The organism is Sulfitobacter pontiacus, assembly GCF_040790665.1.
In the GTDB taxonomy this organism is placed as follows: domain Bacteria; phylum Pseudomonadota; class Alphaproteobacteria; order Rhodobacterales; family Rhodobacteraceae; genus Sulfitobacter; species Sulfitobacter pontiacus.
In genome coordinates this window covers 637,964-652,267 of the sequence record NZ_CP160849.1, presented here as the reverse complement: position 1 = coordinate 652,267, position 14,304 = coordinate 637,964, and the positions used below count along the sequence as shown (strand labels likewise).

Below are 14,304 nucleotides of genomic sequence, written 5' to 3'. Positions count from 1 at the left end.
CGCGCCTATGCTCAAATCCCTCTCTGGCAGGCTTCTTATTCTGACCACCATCTTTGTGATGCTGGCAGAAGTGTTGATCTTTGTGCCCTCTATCGCACGGTTTCGCGAAGAATACATGATGAACCGGCTAGAGAGGGCGCAGATTGCGTCGCTGACCCTGCTCGCAAGCGATATGATCGACCCCGAGCTTGAGGCAGAGCTGTTGCGCACCGCGCAGGTGTTTAATGTGGTGCTGCGGCGCGACCGTATACGGCAATTGGCACTGTCCTCCCCGATGTCGCAGACGATCAAAGAGACATACGATCTGCGCGATGCCTCCGCATGGGTGTTGATTCGCGATGCGTTTCATCAGCTGGCCGAAACAGAGCCGGGGGTGATCCGCGTGATCGGTGCCCCGGTACAGGATGCGGGCTTGCTGATCGAAATCACGATGGAGGCGGGCTCCTTACGGACCGCCATGATCGACTATGGTATTCGCATTCTGGTGCTTTCTGCCGCCATCTCGATGATCACGGCGTTTTTGCTGTTTCTGACCATGCGGGCGTTTTTGCTGAAACCGATCAAGGGTGTGGTCGGGCATATGCAGAACTACGCTCTTGCCCCCGAGGATGCGCGACGAATCATTTCACCTTCTGCTGGTGTGACAGAGGTGCGCGAGGCCGAGGAAGCATTGATGAAGCTTGAAACCGAACTGACCCAAGCCCTGCGCCAGAAAGAGCGTCTGGCGCAGCTGGGGCAGGCGGTGAGCAAGATCAGCCACGATCTGCGTAACATACTGACATCGGCACAACTGTTTACCGACCGGATCGAAATGTCCGAGGATCCGACGGTCAAACGCATGGCCCCCAAGCTGGTCAGCTCAATCACCCGCGCCGTGCACCTGTGCGAATCCACGCTGGCCTTTGGCCGCGCAGAAGAGCCAAGTCCGACGCTGACGGTCACGCCACTGTTGCGCATCGTCGATGACGTCGTTGATAGCGAGCGGCTGGCGATCAACGGGGCGGATCTGACGTTCACCTGCGACGTGCCGCAAGATTTGCACGTGCGCGCCGATCCGGAGCATTTGTTCAGGGTCTTGGCGAATCTTGTGCGCAACGCCCGACAGGCGATCATCGCCACGGGTAAATCCGGCGAAATCATCGTTGCTGCCAGTGAACAGGCCCGCGACTGGGTGATCCGCGTCAGCGACAACGGCCCCGGCCTTCCCCCCAAGGCGCGGGAGCATCTGTTTACTGCGTTCAAGGGCGGTGCGCGCAAGGGGGGCTCCGGTCTGGGCCTTGCGATCGCGGCAGAGCTGGTGCGCGGTCACGGTGGGACGCTCAAACTGTCAGAGACAAGCGCGTCGGGTACGGTTTTCATTGTGACATTGCCCAAGGGCGGCGGGTCTTTCTAATTTGTTTGAAGAAAATTCACGTTAGGCAAAAGAAGGGGTTGCAAACCCCCGCGCCCAGAACTAAACCCCGCCTTAACGGACCGATAGCTCAGCTGGATAGAGTACCTGACTACGAATCAGGGGGTCGGGGGTTCGAATCCTCCTCGGTCCGCCACTTTCAAACATCGTTAGATTTTGAACTTGGCGGCACAACCGTCCACATTATTTCATAATAAAATTGATCACCCTGCACGCATGATCGCGCGCTGGGCTGTTTGTGTTTAATCGTTTGATTTTATGGAGGTACGGCCCCTCGGGGCAAGGTAACCCGCGCGGGTGCAAGGGCGCGCGGGTTGTTGGTGTGGGTGCCTCAGGCGGCAGGCTTAGGCGATGGCCTCGTCCCAGCCGGTGTCCTGATCCGCCAGTTTGACACGGGTCGGCAGACCGATGGTGTCAAGCAGGGCGAACAGCGGCTTTGGGTCCAGCTCTTCGACGTTCACCATCGTGCCGGTGTCATATATGCCATCGGCAATCAGCATCGCCATCGCCACGGGGGGCACGCCAGCGGTATAGGAAATGCCCTGGCTGCCGACCTCGTTATAGGCGTCCTTGTGGTCGGCGACGTTGTAGACAAACACTTCTACATCCTTGCCGTCCTTGGTGCCTTTGACCAGATCGCCAATGCAGGTCTTGCCAGTATAGTTCGGCGCAAGGGTCGATGGGTCGGGTAGTACGGCTTTGACCACCTTCAGCGGCACGACCTCGAGCCCCTCTGCGGTCACAACGGGCTGTTCAGACAGCAGGCCAAGGTTCTGCAGCACGGTGAAGACATTGATGTAGTGATCACCAAAGCCCATCCAGAAGCGCACGTCGGCCTCCGGATAGTTCGCGGCGAGCGAATGCACCTCGTCATGGCCGGACATATAGGCCTTTTGCTTGCCAACGACGGGCAGATCCCATTCGCGGCCGACCTCGAACATCTTGTTCTCTTGCCACGCGCCTTCCTGCCAGCTGTAGACCGTGCCGGTGAATTCGCGGAAGTTGATCTCGGGGTCGAAGTTGGTCGAGAAATACTTGCCGTGATTGCCTGCGTTGATGTCGACGATGTCGATGGACTTCACGTCGTCCATGAATTCGTCCACGGCGAAACGGGCGAAGGCGTTCACCATACCGGGATCGAAGCCTGCCCCTAGAATGGCGGTGGTGTTGGCCTTGGCGCAATCCTCGCGGCGTTTCCATTCGTAGTTGCCGTACCACGGGGGTGTTTCGCAGATTTTGGTCGGGTCTTCGTGAATGGCCGTGTCGATATAGGCGACACCGGTGCGGATGCAGGCTTCGAGCACGGTCATGTTCACGAAGGGCGAACCGACATTAATCACGATCTGCACGCCGAGGTCGTTGATCAGCGCCTCTACCGCGTCGCTGTCCATCCCGTCGACCGCATGGGCCTTGAATACGCCGTCCTGTTTCATCGCGCCTTTGGCATGCACGCTTTCAATGATCGCTTCGCATTTTGACACGGTGCGGCTAGCGATATGCAGATCGCCCAACACGTCATTATTTTGCGCGCATTTATGCGCCACGACCTGAGCCACGCCACCGGCGCCGATGATAAGAACGTTACGTTTCATGTATTCAGTACACCTCTTGTAAGGGAAGGGTTAGGAGAGGGCGGATTTGAAATCCTCGTAGTCGAATGACCGGACCGATGTGATCGTTCCATCAAGTTCACGAATGGCGATGCCGGGCATCTTGACGCCGTTGAACCAGTTCTTCTTGACCATAGTATAGCCCGCAGCGTCCTGAAACGAAATGCGGTCACCCGGTTTAAGCGGGGCGTCGAACTTGAACTCGCCAAAGATGTCGCCCGCAAGGCAGGATTTGCCGCAGATCATCCAGTCGTGGTCGCCGGTGTTCGGAGCCACTTTGGCGGGCTCGCGGTAGATCAGCAGGTCAAGCATATGCGCCTCGATCGAGCTGTCGACGATGGCAAGGTTCTTGCCGTTGTGCAGCGTGTCGAGCACGGTCGTCTCTAGCGTGGCAGCACCGGTAATCGCGGCTTCGCCCGGTTCGAGGTAGACCTGCACGCCATAGGTATCCGACAGGGTTTTCAACCGCGCGGCCAGACGGTCCAGGGGGTAGCCTTCGCCGGTAAAATGGATGCCGCCACCAAGGCTGATCCAGTCCATCCGGTGGATCGTGTCGCCAAAACGGTCCTCGATCAGCGTCAGCATGTCAGCGAAACGGTCAAAATCGTCATTCTCGCAGTTGTTGTGGAACATCAGCCCGGTGATGCGGTCGGCCACGGCGGCGATCTGCGCCGGATCATGTTCCCCCAAACGGCTGAAGGGGCGGGCGGGGTCGGCCAGATCGAATTCCGATGTCGACACACCGGGGTTCACCCGCAGCCCGCGCGTATGCCCTGCCGATGCCACATCGAAACGGTCCAGCTGCCCGATGGAGTTGAAGATGATCTTGTCGCTATTGGCCAGCACCTCGGCGATCTCGTCATCGTCGTAGGCCACTGAATAAGCGTGGGTTTCGCCGCCGAATTTCTCGTACCCCAGTTTGACCTCATAGAGCGAGGAGGACGTGGACCCATCCATATACTGCGCCATGAAGTCAAAGACCGACCATGTGGCAAAGCATTTCAGCGCCAGCAAGGATTTCGCGCCGGATGCCTCGCGCAGCCAGGCGATCTTTTCCATGTTGGCCTGCAGGCGGGATTTGTCGATCAGATAATACGGGGTCTTCATGGCAGATCCTTTACAAAACGACGCAGACGCGGTGCGCGTTCCGATTAGGGGATGTTGCCGTTCAACGCAAACTCTGATGTGTCACGAATGGATGTCGCAGTGGCGGCGTGCGGGGGGCGGTTGGTGCTTAGTTGCTGCGAAAAATGCGCGACTCGCCGATCATCTGTTCCAGCGCCGCGATCCTTTCGGCACTTTGGTCGGAGCTGCGCGATTGCACGTCGGCGACCAGCGCTTCGATCAGAAAGTTAATCGCCAGCGTTGAGTCCCAGCTCGACGGCACCTCGACCATGGCGCGGAAACAGTGGCGGGCGTGTTTTTCTATAGGCGACCCCCAGGCATCGGTGAACAGCACGATGGTCGCGCCTTGCTTGACCGCAAGATCGGCGAGCTTTTCCAGCTCTTTTTCATAGCGGCGGATGTCAAAGACGATCAGCACCGAACCCGCGTCCATATCCAGCAAGGATTGCGGCCATGCACTGGGGGAGGAATCGAGCAGGGTGACCTGCGGCCGGATGATCTGCAGGTGGTTGAAAAAGTAATGCGCGTTAGACCGTGTGATCCGCCCACCCAGCAGATAGAGCCTGTGCGACGGATCGGACAGCAGCGCCGCAACCTCGTCGAATTCAGCCAGATCAAGCCGTTCAAGCGTGCGGTTCACATTGCCCGATACCGCCTGAATAAAGCGCGATACCATGTGATCGCTGCTGTCACCGGGGGTGTCGAGCTTGGCCAGCGGCTTTTTCATCCGTGCGCCGATTTCGTCGCGGATGGCGTCCTGCATATCCGAGAAACCGTCGAACCCCAGCTTGCGCGCCAGCCGGATGATGGTGGGCGATGACACCTCGGCCAGCTCGGCCAGCCGTGTGATGGATTGCAGCCCCGTGAGCAACTGGTCGTCCAGCAGAACAGCCGACAGTTTACGCTCTGCCGCCGTTAGCTCGGTCTGCTTTTCTTTCAGCAGATCGCGGACCAGTGCTTTTTTGTGCAACTCATGTTCCTTTCGGTACAGCGCGGATCAGTGTGAAGCAAAGATTACAGAAAAAATCTTGACAGGCTAGAAAATTCTGTAGTGATTGTGAGGCAACAAGACGATAGGGGCACCGTGACCAATACCGACTGGAATGCCGTAAACATCGTGAACCCGCAGGGGCAGGGGGGCTGGCTGCTGGTGTGTGAACACGCCTCGCGCCGGATACCCGATGCGCTGGACGGGTTGGGGATGTCCCCTGCGGCAAGCTGTTCGCACGCCGCGTGGGACATCGGCGCGCTGGATGTGGCGCACGCGCTGTCAGATGCTCTGGACGCGCCTTTGGTGGCCGGTGACATCTCCCGTCTGGTCTATGATTGCAACCGCCCGCTTGCGGCCCCGGACTGTATTCCGGCGCGCAGCGAGATCTATGACATTCCCGGAAATGCCGCTTTGGACGATGCCGGACGGCAGCAGCGTTTTGATCAGGTGCATACGCCATTTCACGATGCGGTCGCCCGTGTTCGCGAAAGCTGGCAGCCCACCCAAGCCGCACCGGTGCTGGTCACGATCCACAGCTTTACGCCTGTCTATAACGGGGCGACCCGCGCGGTTGAACTGGGCTTTCTCTATCACGCGCAGCCCGCCGCCGCGCAAGCATTGCTGGCGGTTGAACAGGCGCGGGGGCGCTATGCGTCGGCGCTGAACGAACCCTATGCCGCGACGGACGGCGTGACCTATACGCTTGAAAAACATGGCGAGGCGCAGGCGCTGCCCGCCGTGATGATCGAGATTCGCAATGATCTGATCGATACACCCGAAAAAGCGCAGGACATGGCGCGGCATCTGGCCGAAAGCCTGACCCAAGCCTTTCCCATCCCCGACAGCGAGGCCGCAGAATGAACGCGATGCGCAGATATATCCGGGTGGTCGACGGCTTTAACTATGGCCTTGGCCGGATCATGATGTACGGGATTTTCGTGCTCATGGGGATCCTGCTGTGGTCGTCCTATAACAAGACATTCGCCTCGCCGCAGATCTGGACGCTGGAAATGGCGCAGTTCGTGATGGTGGGCTACTACATCCTTGGCGGGCCTTATGCATTGCAGATGGGCGCGAACGTGCGGATGGATCTATTTTATGCCGAGCTGACCCCGCGCAAAAAGGCGTGGACCGATTGCATCACCGTCTTTTTCCTGCTGATCTATCTGGTGATCCTGCTGTGGGGCGGTATCGAATCCACGATGTATTCGTTCAAATACGGCGGAGAGCGCAGCCCGACCGCGTGGCGCCCCTATATGTGGCCGGTCAAAGTGACCATGTGCATCGGCATCACCCTGATGCTGCTTCAAGCTGTCTCTGAACTGTTCAAGGACATCCTTTTCCTTAAATCGGCAGAGGAGACCCGCGATGCCCTATGAGTTGATCGCCATCCTGATGTTTTCGACCATGATGCTGATGCTGCTGACCGGTCAGCGGGTGTTCGGGGCCATCGGTTTTGTCGCGGTGATTGCGGCGCTGTTTCTTTGGGGGGATCGCGGCGGCTATGATATCGGGTTCTCTGCCGCGATCAAGCTGATGCGTTGGTACCCGCTGCTGACCCTGCCGATGTTCATCTTCATGGGGTACGTGCTGTCGGAAAGTAAAATTGCCGACGATCTATATAAAATGTTTCACGTGTGGATGGGCGGTTTGCGCGGCGGGCTGGCCATCGGGACGATCGGGCTGATGGTGCTGATCTCTGCTATGAACGGCCTGTCGGTGGCGGGCATGGCGATTGGGGCCACGATTGCGCTGCCCGAGCTGTTGAAACGCAACTATGACAAGCTGATGGTGACAGGGGTCATTCAGGCGGGGTCCAGCCTTGGCATCCTAGTGCCGCCGTCGGTCGTGCTGGTGCTCTATGCGATGATTGCGCGGCAACCTGTGGGGCAGCTGTGGCTGGCGGGCGCGATCCCGGGGCTGATGATGGCCACGATGTTCATCATCTATATCGCCATCCGCTGCCGGATGAACCCTGAGCTGGGGCCGGCGCTATCTGCCGAGGAACGCGATGTGGGCTGGCCCGAAAAGCTACGTCTGCTGCGGGCGGGCCTGCTGCCTGTGGTGATCTTTGCCGTGATGATGGTGCCCTTTGTGAACGGCTGGACCTCGCTTGTCGAAAGCTCTGCCATTGGTGCGATTGCGGCCTTTCTGGCTGCTGTGCTCAAGGGGCGGATGACGCGGGCGGTGTTTGAGACTTCGGTGCGCCAGACCCTTGCGATCACCTGCATGTTCATGTGGATCATCCTCGCCGCGCTGGCGTTTGGTGCGGTGTTCGACGGGCTTGGGGCGGTCAAGGCGATTGAAAACCTGTTTACCGAACAATGGGGCCTGAACCCTTGGGTGATCCTGATCCTGATGCAGCTGTCGTTTCTGGTCATGGGGACGTTTCTGGACGACACGGCGATGCTAGTCATCGTGGCTCCGCTTTACGTGCCGCTGGTGGGCGCGCTCGGGTTCGATCTGGTGTGGTATGGTGTGCTTTATACGATCACCTGCCAGATCGCCTATATGACGCCGCCCTTTGGTTATAACCTGTTCCTGATGCGCGCCATGGCCCCGCCAGAGATCACGATCCGCGATATCTACCGGTCGATCATCCCCTTTGTCGGGGTCATGGTGCTGGCGCTCGCGGTGGTCATGGTCTTCCCGCAGATCGCGCTTTGGCTGCCGGACTATGTCTATGGAAAATAAGCATTAACAACCAAGCGGTCAGAGCAACTGGCCCTTTTCATCCCAACCCCAACAAGGAGTATGAGACATGACAACAAGACGTAAGTTCCTGAAAGGTGCCGCCGTTGCCGGTCCGGCAACCCTTGCCGCACCATCGATCCTGCACGCCCAAGAGCCGATCCGCTGGCGTTTCCAGACCTATGCGGGGTCCGCACTGGGCGAAGAGGTGACGAAACCGGCCATCGACGCGATCAACGCCGCTGCCCAAGGTGAGCTGGAAATCGAGCTTTTCTATGCCGACCAGATCGTCCCCACGGGCGAGCTTTTCCAAGCGCTGCAGCGCGGCACCATCGACGGCGTGCACTCGGATGATGACTCCATGGCGTCGCCCACGCCTGTGCGGTCCTTCGGCGGGTATTTCCCGCTGGCGACGAAACACGCGCTCGACGTGCCGGTGCTGTTCAACCAATACGGTCTGGCCGACATCTGGCGCGAGGAATACGCCAAGGTTGGCGTGCATTGGCTGTCTGCGGCGGGGCAAGACCCGTGTAACTTCAACACCGTCAAACCGATCAAATCGCTGGCCGATATGGACGGGCTCAAGCTTTATACCTTCCCGACGGCGGGTCGCTTCCTGTCGCAATTCGGCGTCGTGCCGGTCAACATCCCTTACGAGGACGCTGAAGTCGCGGTGCAGACGGGCGAGCTGGACGGTATGGCGTGGTCGGGCATCACCGAAGACTACACCGTCGGCTGGGCCGATGTGACCAACTACTTCTGCACCAACAACATCTCGGGCGCATGGATCGGGTCGTTCTTTGTCAACGCCGAGAAATGGGCAGAGCTGCCGGATCACCTCAAGCAGATCGTGAACTCCGCGATCGAGGCGAGCCACACCTACCGCAACCAATGGTACTGGGGCGGCGAGGCGCGTCTGCGTGCATCCGGTGAGAAGCTGGAGCTGACATCCGTACCGCAGGACGAATGGAAAGTGGTCGAGGAAGCGGCGGTGAAATTCTGGGACGAGATGGCGGAAGAAGGCGAAACCGCCGCCAAGATCGTGCAGATTTTCCGCGACTATAACAACGTCATCTCGAAAGCGGGCCCGCCCTATACTTTCGGCTGATCCAGCTTTGGCATCATGACCATCGGGGCGGCGCATCTGTGCCGCCCCCTCACATCAAAAGGGACGTTTGCAGATGGGCAACCTTACTTTCGACACGCTCAAGGACCTGGCCGCCAAAGGCGAGGTGGACACGGTGCTGGTGGCACTGGTGGACATGCAGGGCCGCCTGATGGGCAAGCGTTTTCACGTCACGAATTTCATCGACCATTCCCACGCGGAAACCCATTGCTGCAACTATCTGCTGGCAACCGATCTGGTGATGTCCACGCCCGAGGGCTTTGCCTCGACCAGCTGGGAAACCGGCTATGGCGACTATGTGCTGCGGCCTGATCTGTCGACAATGCGCCATGTGCCGTGGCTGGATAAAACCGTGCTGGTGCTTGGCGACGTGCTGGATCACCACACCCACGAACCTGTTTCCCATTCGCCGCGCGCCATGCTGAAAAAGCAGATCGCCCGACTGGATGCGCTTGGTTTTGACGCGATGATGGCAACCGAGCTTGAGTTCTTTCTGTTCGAGGGCGACTACCGCACCTTGCAGAAAGAGAAATACGCCAACCTCGTGCCCCTGAACGGCCATAACGAAGACTACTGCCTGTTCCAGACCACGAAAGAGGAAAGCTTCCTGCAGCCGCTGCGCAACCATCTGGTAGGGGCGGGGATTCCGGTCGAATGCACCAAGGGCGAGGCCGAGGTTGGGCAGCAAGAGCTGAACATCCGCTACGCCGACGCGCTGGCCTGTGCCGATCACCACACGATTTCGAAACAAGCGGTGAAAGAGATCGCCTATCAGCAGGGGTTCTCTGCGTCCTTCCTGCCCAAGTGGTCGGCGGATAAGGTGGGGTCGTCCAGCCACGTGCATATGTCGCTGTGGAAAGACGGCACGCCCGCGTTCTATGACAAGGACGCCAAGCTGGGCATGTCGCAGATGATGCAGCATTTCATGGCTGGTCTCATCGCCTATGCCCCTGATATCACCTATTTCTTCGCTCCCTATATCAACAGCTACAAACGCTTTGCCAAAGGCACCTTTGCGCCTACGAAAACCGTCTGGTCTGTCGATAACCGCACCGCCGGCTTCCGGCTGTGTGGCGATGGCACCAAGGGTATTCGGGTTGAATGTCGCATCGGCGGGTCTGACCTGAACCCCTATCTGGCGCAGGCTGTGCTGCTTGCGGCAGGGCTGAAGGGGATCGAAGAAAAGCTGCCCCTGCAAGAGCCGACGATGGGCGATGTCTACGAAGACGCCAACGTCACCGAAATCCCCCGCACCCTGCGTGCCGCGACCCAAACGCTGCGCAACTCTGCCATGCTGCGCGAGGCCCTTGGCGACGACGTGGTTGACCACTACACCCGCGCAGCCGAATGGGAGCAGGAGGAATACGACAAGGTCGTGACCGACTGGGAAATCAACCGCGGATTTGAGCGAGCATAAACCATGACAAACACTTTGAAATGTATCTCCCCGATTGACGGATCGGTTTACTTTGAACGCCCTGTCCTGTCGCTGGAGGCGGCACGCGATGTCTGCGCCCGCGCCAAGGCAGCACAAAGCGCATGGGCCGCGCGCCCCTTGGCCGAACGTGTCCAACTGGTGCGCGATGCCATTGCCGAGGTGGGCAAAACCACCGATCGTATGGCGCAGGAACTGGCGCATCAGATGGGCCGTCCCGTGCGCTATGGCGGCGAGTTCGGCGGCTTTGCCGAGCGCGGCAACTATATGGCCGACATCGCCGAAAAGGCGCTGGCCCCGACGATTGTCGAAGACAGCGACAAGGCCACCCGCAAGATCACCCGCGAGGCGCGCGGCGTTGTGCTGGTCGTGGCCCCGTGGAACTATCCCTATATGACGGCGATCAACACGGTCGCGCCAGCGCTGATCGCGGGGAATACCGTGGTGCTGAAACACGCCACCCAAACCCTGCAAGTGGGTGAACGTCTGGCCGAAGCTTTCCACGCCGCCGGCATCCCCGATGATGTGTTCCAGAACGTCTTTCTTGATCACGACACCACCTCGGCGCTGATCGCCGAACGGCAGTTCGGTTTCGTGAACTTCACCGGCTCGGTCGGGGGCGGCAAGGCGATGGAGATTGCAGCCGCAGGCACCTTCACCCCCGTCGCGACCGAACTGGGGGGTAAAGACCCCGGCTATGTGCGCGCCGACGCGGATGTTGACGCCGCCGTTGACGGGCTGATGGATGGGGCGATGTTCAACGCGGGGCAGTGCTGCTGCGGGATCGAACGGATTTATGTGCACGAAAGCCTGTATGATGCCTTTGTCGAAAAGGCTGTGGCTTGGGTCAATGCGCTCAAGCTAGGCAATCCGCTTGAGGCGGATACCGATATCGGCCCCATGGCGAACGTCCGTTTCGCCGCCGAGGTCCGCGCCCAGATATCCGAGGCCGTCGCCGCCGGCGCGACTGCGCTGATCGATACCTTTGAGGCGGATGACGGCGGCGCGTATCTCACGCCGCAGATTCTGACCAACGTCACCCACGACATGCGGGTAATGCGCGACGAGAGCTTTGGGCCTGTCGTGGGCATCATGCCCGTCAAGGACGACGCCGAAGCGATTGCGCTGATGAACGACTGCCAGTTCGGGCTGACCGCCGCGATCTTTACCAAGGATGCCGATGCTGCCGATGCCATCGGCGCGCAGCTGGAAACCGGCACCGTGTTCATGAACCGCTGCGATTACCTTGATCCAGCCCTTTGCTGGACCGGTTGCAAGGACACAGGGCAGGGCGCGGGCCTGTCCGAGCTTGGCTATCAGGCGCTGACGCGCCCCAAATCTTACCACCTGAAAAAGGCTTGATCCTTATGGCACTGCAAAACAACTGGTCCTACCCCACCGCCATCCGCTTTGGCGCGGGCCGTATTTCTGAAATCGGAGAGGCCTGCGTGGCCACGGGGATGAAAAACCCCTTGCTGGTGACGGACAAGGGCCTTGCCTCGATGGAGATCACGACGCGCACGCTGGACCTGCTGGACGGCGCAGGCTTTGGCCGTGCGATGTTCTCGGAAGTGGACGCAAACCCGACCGAGCTGAACCTCGAGGCGGGGCTGAAGGTCTACCGCGAGGGCGGGCATGACGGTGTGATCGCCTTTGGCGGTGGTTCCGGCCTTGATCTGGGCAAGATGGTCGCCTTCATGGCGGGACAGTCGCGGCCTGTGTGGGATTACGAGGATGTGGGCGATTGGTGGACCCGCGCCGATTCCGACGCCATCGCGCCGATCATCGCCGTGCCCACCACGGCAGGCACCGGGTCCGAAGTGGGGCGCGCGTCGGTTCTGACCAACTCTGAAACCCATGTGAAAAAGATCATTTTCCACCCCAAAGTGCTGCCCAGCATCGTGATCTGCGATCCCGAGCTGACGGTGGGGATGCCCAAACATATCACGGCAGGCACCGGCCTTGATGCCTTTGCCCATTGCGTCGAGGCGTTTAGCAGCCCGCATTACCACCCCATGTCGCAGGGTATCGCGCTGGAGGGCATGCGGCTGGTCATCGACTATCTGCCGCGGGCCTATGCAGACGGCAACGACATTGAAGCGCGCGCGCAGCTGATGTCGGCGGCGGCGATGGGGGCGACGGCGTTCCAGAAGGGTCTGGGCGCGATCCACGCCATGAGCCACCCGATCGGCGCGGTGTTCAACACGCACCACGGGACCACCAATGCGGTCTGCATGCCCGCGGTGCTGGACCTGAACGAGCCTGAAATCCGCGAACGCTTTGACCGCGCGGCAGGGTATCTGGGGATCGACGGCGGCTATGACGGCTTCCGCGCCTTCGTGCAGGAGTTCAACGATAGCTTCGGTATCCCGCGCAAACTGTCGGAAATGGGCGTGAGCGCTGACCGGATCGACGATCTGGTCGCGATGGCGCTTGAAGACCCGTCTTGCGGTGGCAACCCTGTGACATTGACCACGGAAAACCTGCGCAAGCTGTTCGAGGCGACAATCTAAGCCTCTGCAGAGGACCCAAACGAAAACCACCCCCGACGGTCTGCGTCGGAGGTGGTCTGCCGCACCGGGGGGACGGGCGGTGGGGCCCGCCGCGTTGGGGAACGCGGTCGGGCAAATCCAGCAGGGAACGAGGTAAGCCCGCTGGAAGACGCTTACGCTTTTTGATCGGCCAATGTGCCGATGGTGACCGTCCGCGTGACCTCTTTGCCCTTGTGCAGGACCATGACCTCGGCTTTCGCTTCCGGGTCGGTTTCGGCCACAGCGCGGGTCAGATCGCGCAGTTCCTTGATCTCTGTGTCGTTGAACGACAGGATGATATCGCCTTTCTCAAGACCCGCTTTCTTGGCGGGGCTGTCATCGCCGATGGCTTCGATCACCGCCCCTTTCGGCGCGTCCAGCCCCAGCACTTGCGCGACCTCTGCCGTCATCGGGCGGATTTGTACGCCAAGCCAGCCGCGGGTGATTTCCCCGTCGTCGGACAGGTCGGCTACGATGTCCTGCACCAGATCGGATGGTACGGAAAAGCCGATCCCGACAGAGCCGCCATCAGGCGACAGGATCGCGGTGTTCACGCCAATCACTTCGCCCGCGTTATTGAACAGCGGCCCGCCGGAGTTGCCACGGTTGATCGCCGCATCGGTCTGGATGAAGTCATCATAGGGGCCCGCGTTGATATTGCGCGACTTGGCCGAGATGATGCCGGTGGTGACCGTGCCACCCAGACCAAAGGGGTTGCCCATGGCGACCACCTCGTCGCCGACGCGCATGTCATCGGAAGACCCGAATTTCACCGCTGGAAGGTCCACATCCGCTTCAACCTTGAGCACGGCAATATCTGTCAGCACATCGCTGCCGACCACCTTGGCGTCAAAGCTGCGGCCATCGGCCAGCTTGACCTTGACCGTGTCAGCACCGGCGACAACGTGGTTGTTCGTCACGATCGATCCGTCCTTGGACACGATGAAGCCCGACCCAAGCCCGCGCATCGGCTGTGCGCCAGCCGGTCCTTGTGGCATCAGTTGTTCAAAACGTTTGCGCAGTTCCTCTGGCATGCCTTCGGGGAGTTGCACCTGCGCGCTGGCCTGCTTTGCCGTGCCGGTCACCTCGATGAATACAACAGCGGGTGAGATTTGTTCTACCAGATCGGCATAGCCGCCAGCGGGGACCGCCAGAGCCGCCGTCGGGGCAAGCGTCATGGCCGAGGTAGAGGCGAGGGCCGCTGCGAGCACAAAAGGTGCGGCGCGGCGGGGGGAGGAGAAAAGAGATGTCATGCGTGGTTCCTTCGTCTTCAGGGATGACACCCAAATGGCAGCCCATTCTAACAGCGGGTTTTTGCGGGCTATACAAATGTGTAAACTTGTCTCTCGCAGGTGGCAGCACGCCCTATATCAGGTATCGAAGG

12 protein-coding genes and 1 tRNA gene are annotated in these 14,304 nt (G+C 59.9%); 9 read left to right on the top strand and 4 right to left on the bottom strand.

Going from position 1 to position 14,304, the window contains the following annotated elements; translation table 11 throughout:
- The first annotated feature begins 7 nt into the window (after positions 1-7).
- Both AB1495_RS03195 and AB1495_RS03190 read left to right on the top strand, forming a co-directional pair.
- Entirely contained in the window at positions 8-1,393 is a 1,386-nt protein-coding gene (locus AB1495_RS03195; protein WP_074634762.1) for a HAMP domain-containing sensor histidine kinase, read from the top strand.
- Between the two features lie 77 nt (positions 1,394-1,470).
- Positions 1,471-1,547: transfer RNA gene (locus tag AB1495_RS03190), tRNA-Arg, on the top strand.
- Positions 1,548-1,755: 208 nt separating this feature from the next.
- On the opposite strand, the gene AB1495_RS03185 is transcribed toward AB1495_RS03190, so the two are convergent.
- The 3 genes from AB1495_RS03185 to AB1495_RS03175 form a co-directional block, all read right to left on the bottom strand.
- A complete protein-coding gene (locus AB1495_RS03185) occupies positions 1,756-3,003 on the bottom strand; it encodes a saccharopine dehydrogenase family protein (protein ID WP_074634761.1) in 1,248 nt (415 codons plus the stop codon).
- Between the two features lie 30 nt (positions 3,004-3,033).
- Entirely contained in the window at positions 3,034-4,128 is a 1,095-nt protein-coding gene (gene nspC, locus AB1495_RS03180; RefSeq protein ID WP_074634760.1) for a carboxynorspermidine decarboxylase, read from the bottom strand.
- Between the two features lie 127 nt (positions 4,129-4,255).
- The gene (locus AB1495_RS03175; RefSeq protein ID WP_005849734.1) at positions 4,256-5,116 is read right to left on the bottom strand and encodes a MurR/RpiR family transcriptional regulator; all 861 of its coding nucleotides are present in this window, start codon (positions 5,114-5,116) and stop codon (positions 4,256-4,258) included.
- Positions 5,117-5,230: 114 nt separating this feature from the next.
- Here AB1495_RS03175 and AB1495_RS03170 point away from each other — a divergent pair, with 114 nt between their 5' ends.
- The 7 genes from AB1495_RS03170 to AB1495_RS03140 all read left to right on the top strand — a co-directional run bounded on the left by AB1495_RS03170 (position 5,231) and on the right by AB1495_RS03140 (position 12,902).
- Complete coding sequence (locus AB1495_RS03170) at positions 5,231-5,998, top strand: N-formylglutamate amidohydrolase (protein WP_074634759.1); 768 nt, start codon at positions 5,231-5,233, stop codon at positions 5,996-5,998.
- Positions 5,995-6,516, top strand: a complete 522-nt coding sequence (locus AB1495_RS03165; RefSeq protein ID WP_005849730.1) for a TRAP transporter small permease subunit — start codon at positions 5,995-5,997, stop codon at positions 6,514-6,516. Before AB1495_RS03170 ends, AB1495_RS03165 begins: the two co-directional genes overlap by 4 nt.
- Positions 6,506-7,831, top strand: a complete 1,326-nt coding sequence (locus AB1495_RS03160) for a TRAP transporter large permease subunit (protein WP_074634758.1) — start codon at positions 6,506-6,508, stop codon at positions 7,829-7,831. Before AB1495_RS03165 ends, AB1495_RS03160 begins: the two co-directional genes overlap by 11 nt.
- A gap of 67 nt (positions 7,832-7,898) precedes the next feature.
- Complete coding sequence (locus tag AB1495_RS03155) at positions 7,899-8,936, top strand: TRAP transporter substrate-binding protein (protein WP_005849726.1); 1,038 nt, start codon at positions 7,899-7,901, stop codon at positions 8,934-8,936.
- Positions 8,937-9,009: 73 nt separating this feature from the next.
- The gene (locus tag AB1495_RS03150) at positions 9,010-10,371 is read left to right on the top strand and encodes a glutamine synthetase family protein (RefSeq protein ID WP_005849725.1); all 1,362 of its coding nucleotides are present in this window, start codon (positions 9,010-9,012) and stop codon (positions 10,369-10,371) included.
- 3 nt (positions 10,372-10,374) lie between these two features.
- Positions 10,375-11,751, top strand: coding sequence for an aldehyde dehydrogenase family protein (locus AB1495_RS03145; RefSeq protein ID WP_074634757.1), 1,377 nt, complete (start codon positions 10,375-10,377; stop codon positions 11,749-11,751).
- 5 nt (positions 11,752-11,756) lie between these two features.
- Entirely contained in the window at positions 11,757-12,902 is a 1,146-nt protein-coding gene (locus tag AB1495_RS03140; protein WP_074634756.1) for an iron-containing alcohol dehydrogenase, read from the top strand.
- 152 nt (positions 12,903-13,054) lie between these two features.
- Here the strand turns inward: AB1495_RS03140 and AB1495_RS03135 are convergent, their stop codons facing one another.
- Positions 13,055-14,173 carry a Do family serine endopeptidase gene (locus AB1495_RS03135; protein WP_074634755.1) on the bottom strand — a complete coding sequence of 373 codons (1,119 nt, stop codon included), beginning with the start codon at positions 14,171-14,173 and terminating at the stop codon, positions 13,055-13,057.
- Positions 14,174-14,304: the final 131 nt, after the last annotated feature.

Excerpts from the sequence above, each read along its gene's own strand:
- AB1495_RS03150 (WP_005849725.1), top strand. The coding sequence starts at position 9,010 with ATGGGCAACCTTACTTTCGACACGCTCAAGGACCTGGCCGCCAAAGGC.
- AB1495_RS03135 (WP_074634755.1), bottom strand. The coding sequence starts at position 14,173 with ATGACATCTCTTTTCTCCTCCCCCCGCCGCGCCGCACCTTTTGTGCTC.
- AB1495_RS03145 (WP_074634757.1), top strand. The coding sequence starts at position 10,375 with ATGACAAACACTTTGAAATGTATCTCCCCGATTGACGGATCGGTTTAC.
- AB1495_RS03195 (WP_074634762.1), top strand. The coding sequence starts at position 8 with ATGCTCAAATCCCTCTCTGGCAGGCTTCTTATTCTGACCACCATCTTT.
- AB1495_RS03140 (WP_074634756.1), top strand. The coding sequence starts at position 11,757 with ATGGCACTGCAAAACAACTGGTCCTACCCCACCGCCATCCGCTTTGGC.
- AB1495_RS03160 (WP_074634758.1), top strand. The coding sequence starts at position 6,506 with ATGCCCTATGAGTTGATCGCCATCCTGATGTTTTCGACCATGATGCTG.
- AB1495_RS03155 (WP_005849726.1), top strand. The coding sequence starts at position 7,899 with ATGACAACAAGACGTAAGTTCCTGAAAGGTGCCGCCGTTGCCGGTCCG.
- AB1495_RS03165 (WP_005849730.1), top strand. The coding sequence starts at position 5,995 with ATGAACGCGATGCGCAGATATATCCGGGTGGTCGACGGCTTTAACTAT.
- AB1495_RS03185 (WP_074634761.1), bottom strand. The coding sequence starts at position 3,003 with ATGAAACGTAACGTTCTTATCATCGGCGCCGGTGGCGTGGCTCAGGTC.
- nspC (WP_074634760.1), bottom strand. The coding sequence starts at position 4,128 with ATGAAGACCCCGTATTATCTGATCGACAAATCCCGCCTGCAGGCCAAC.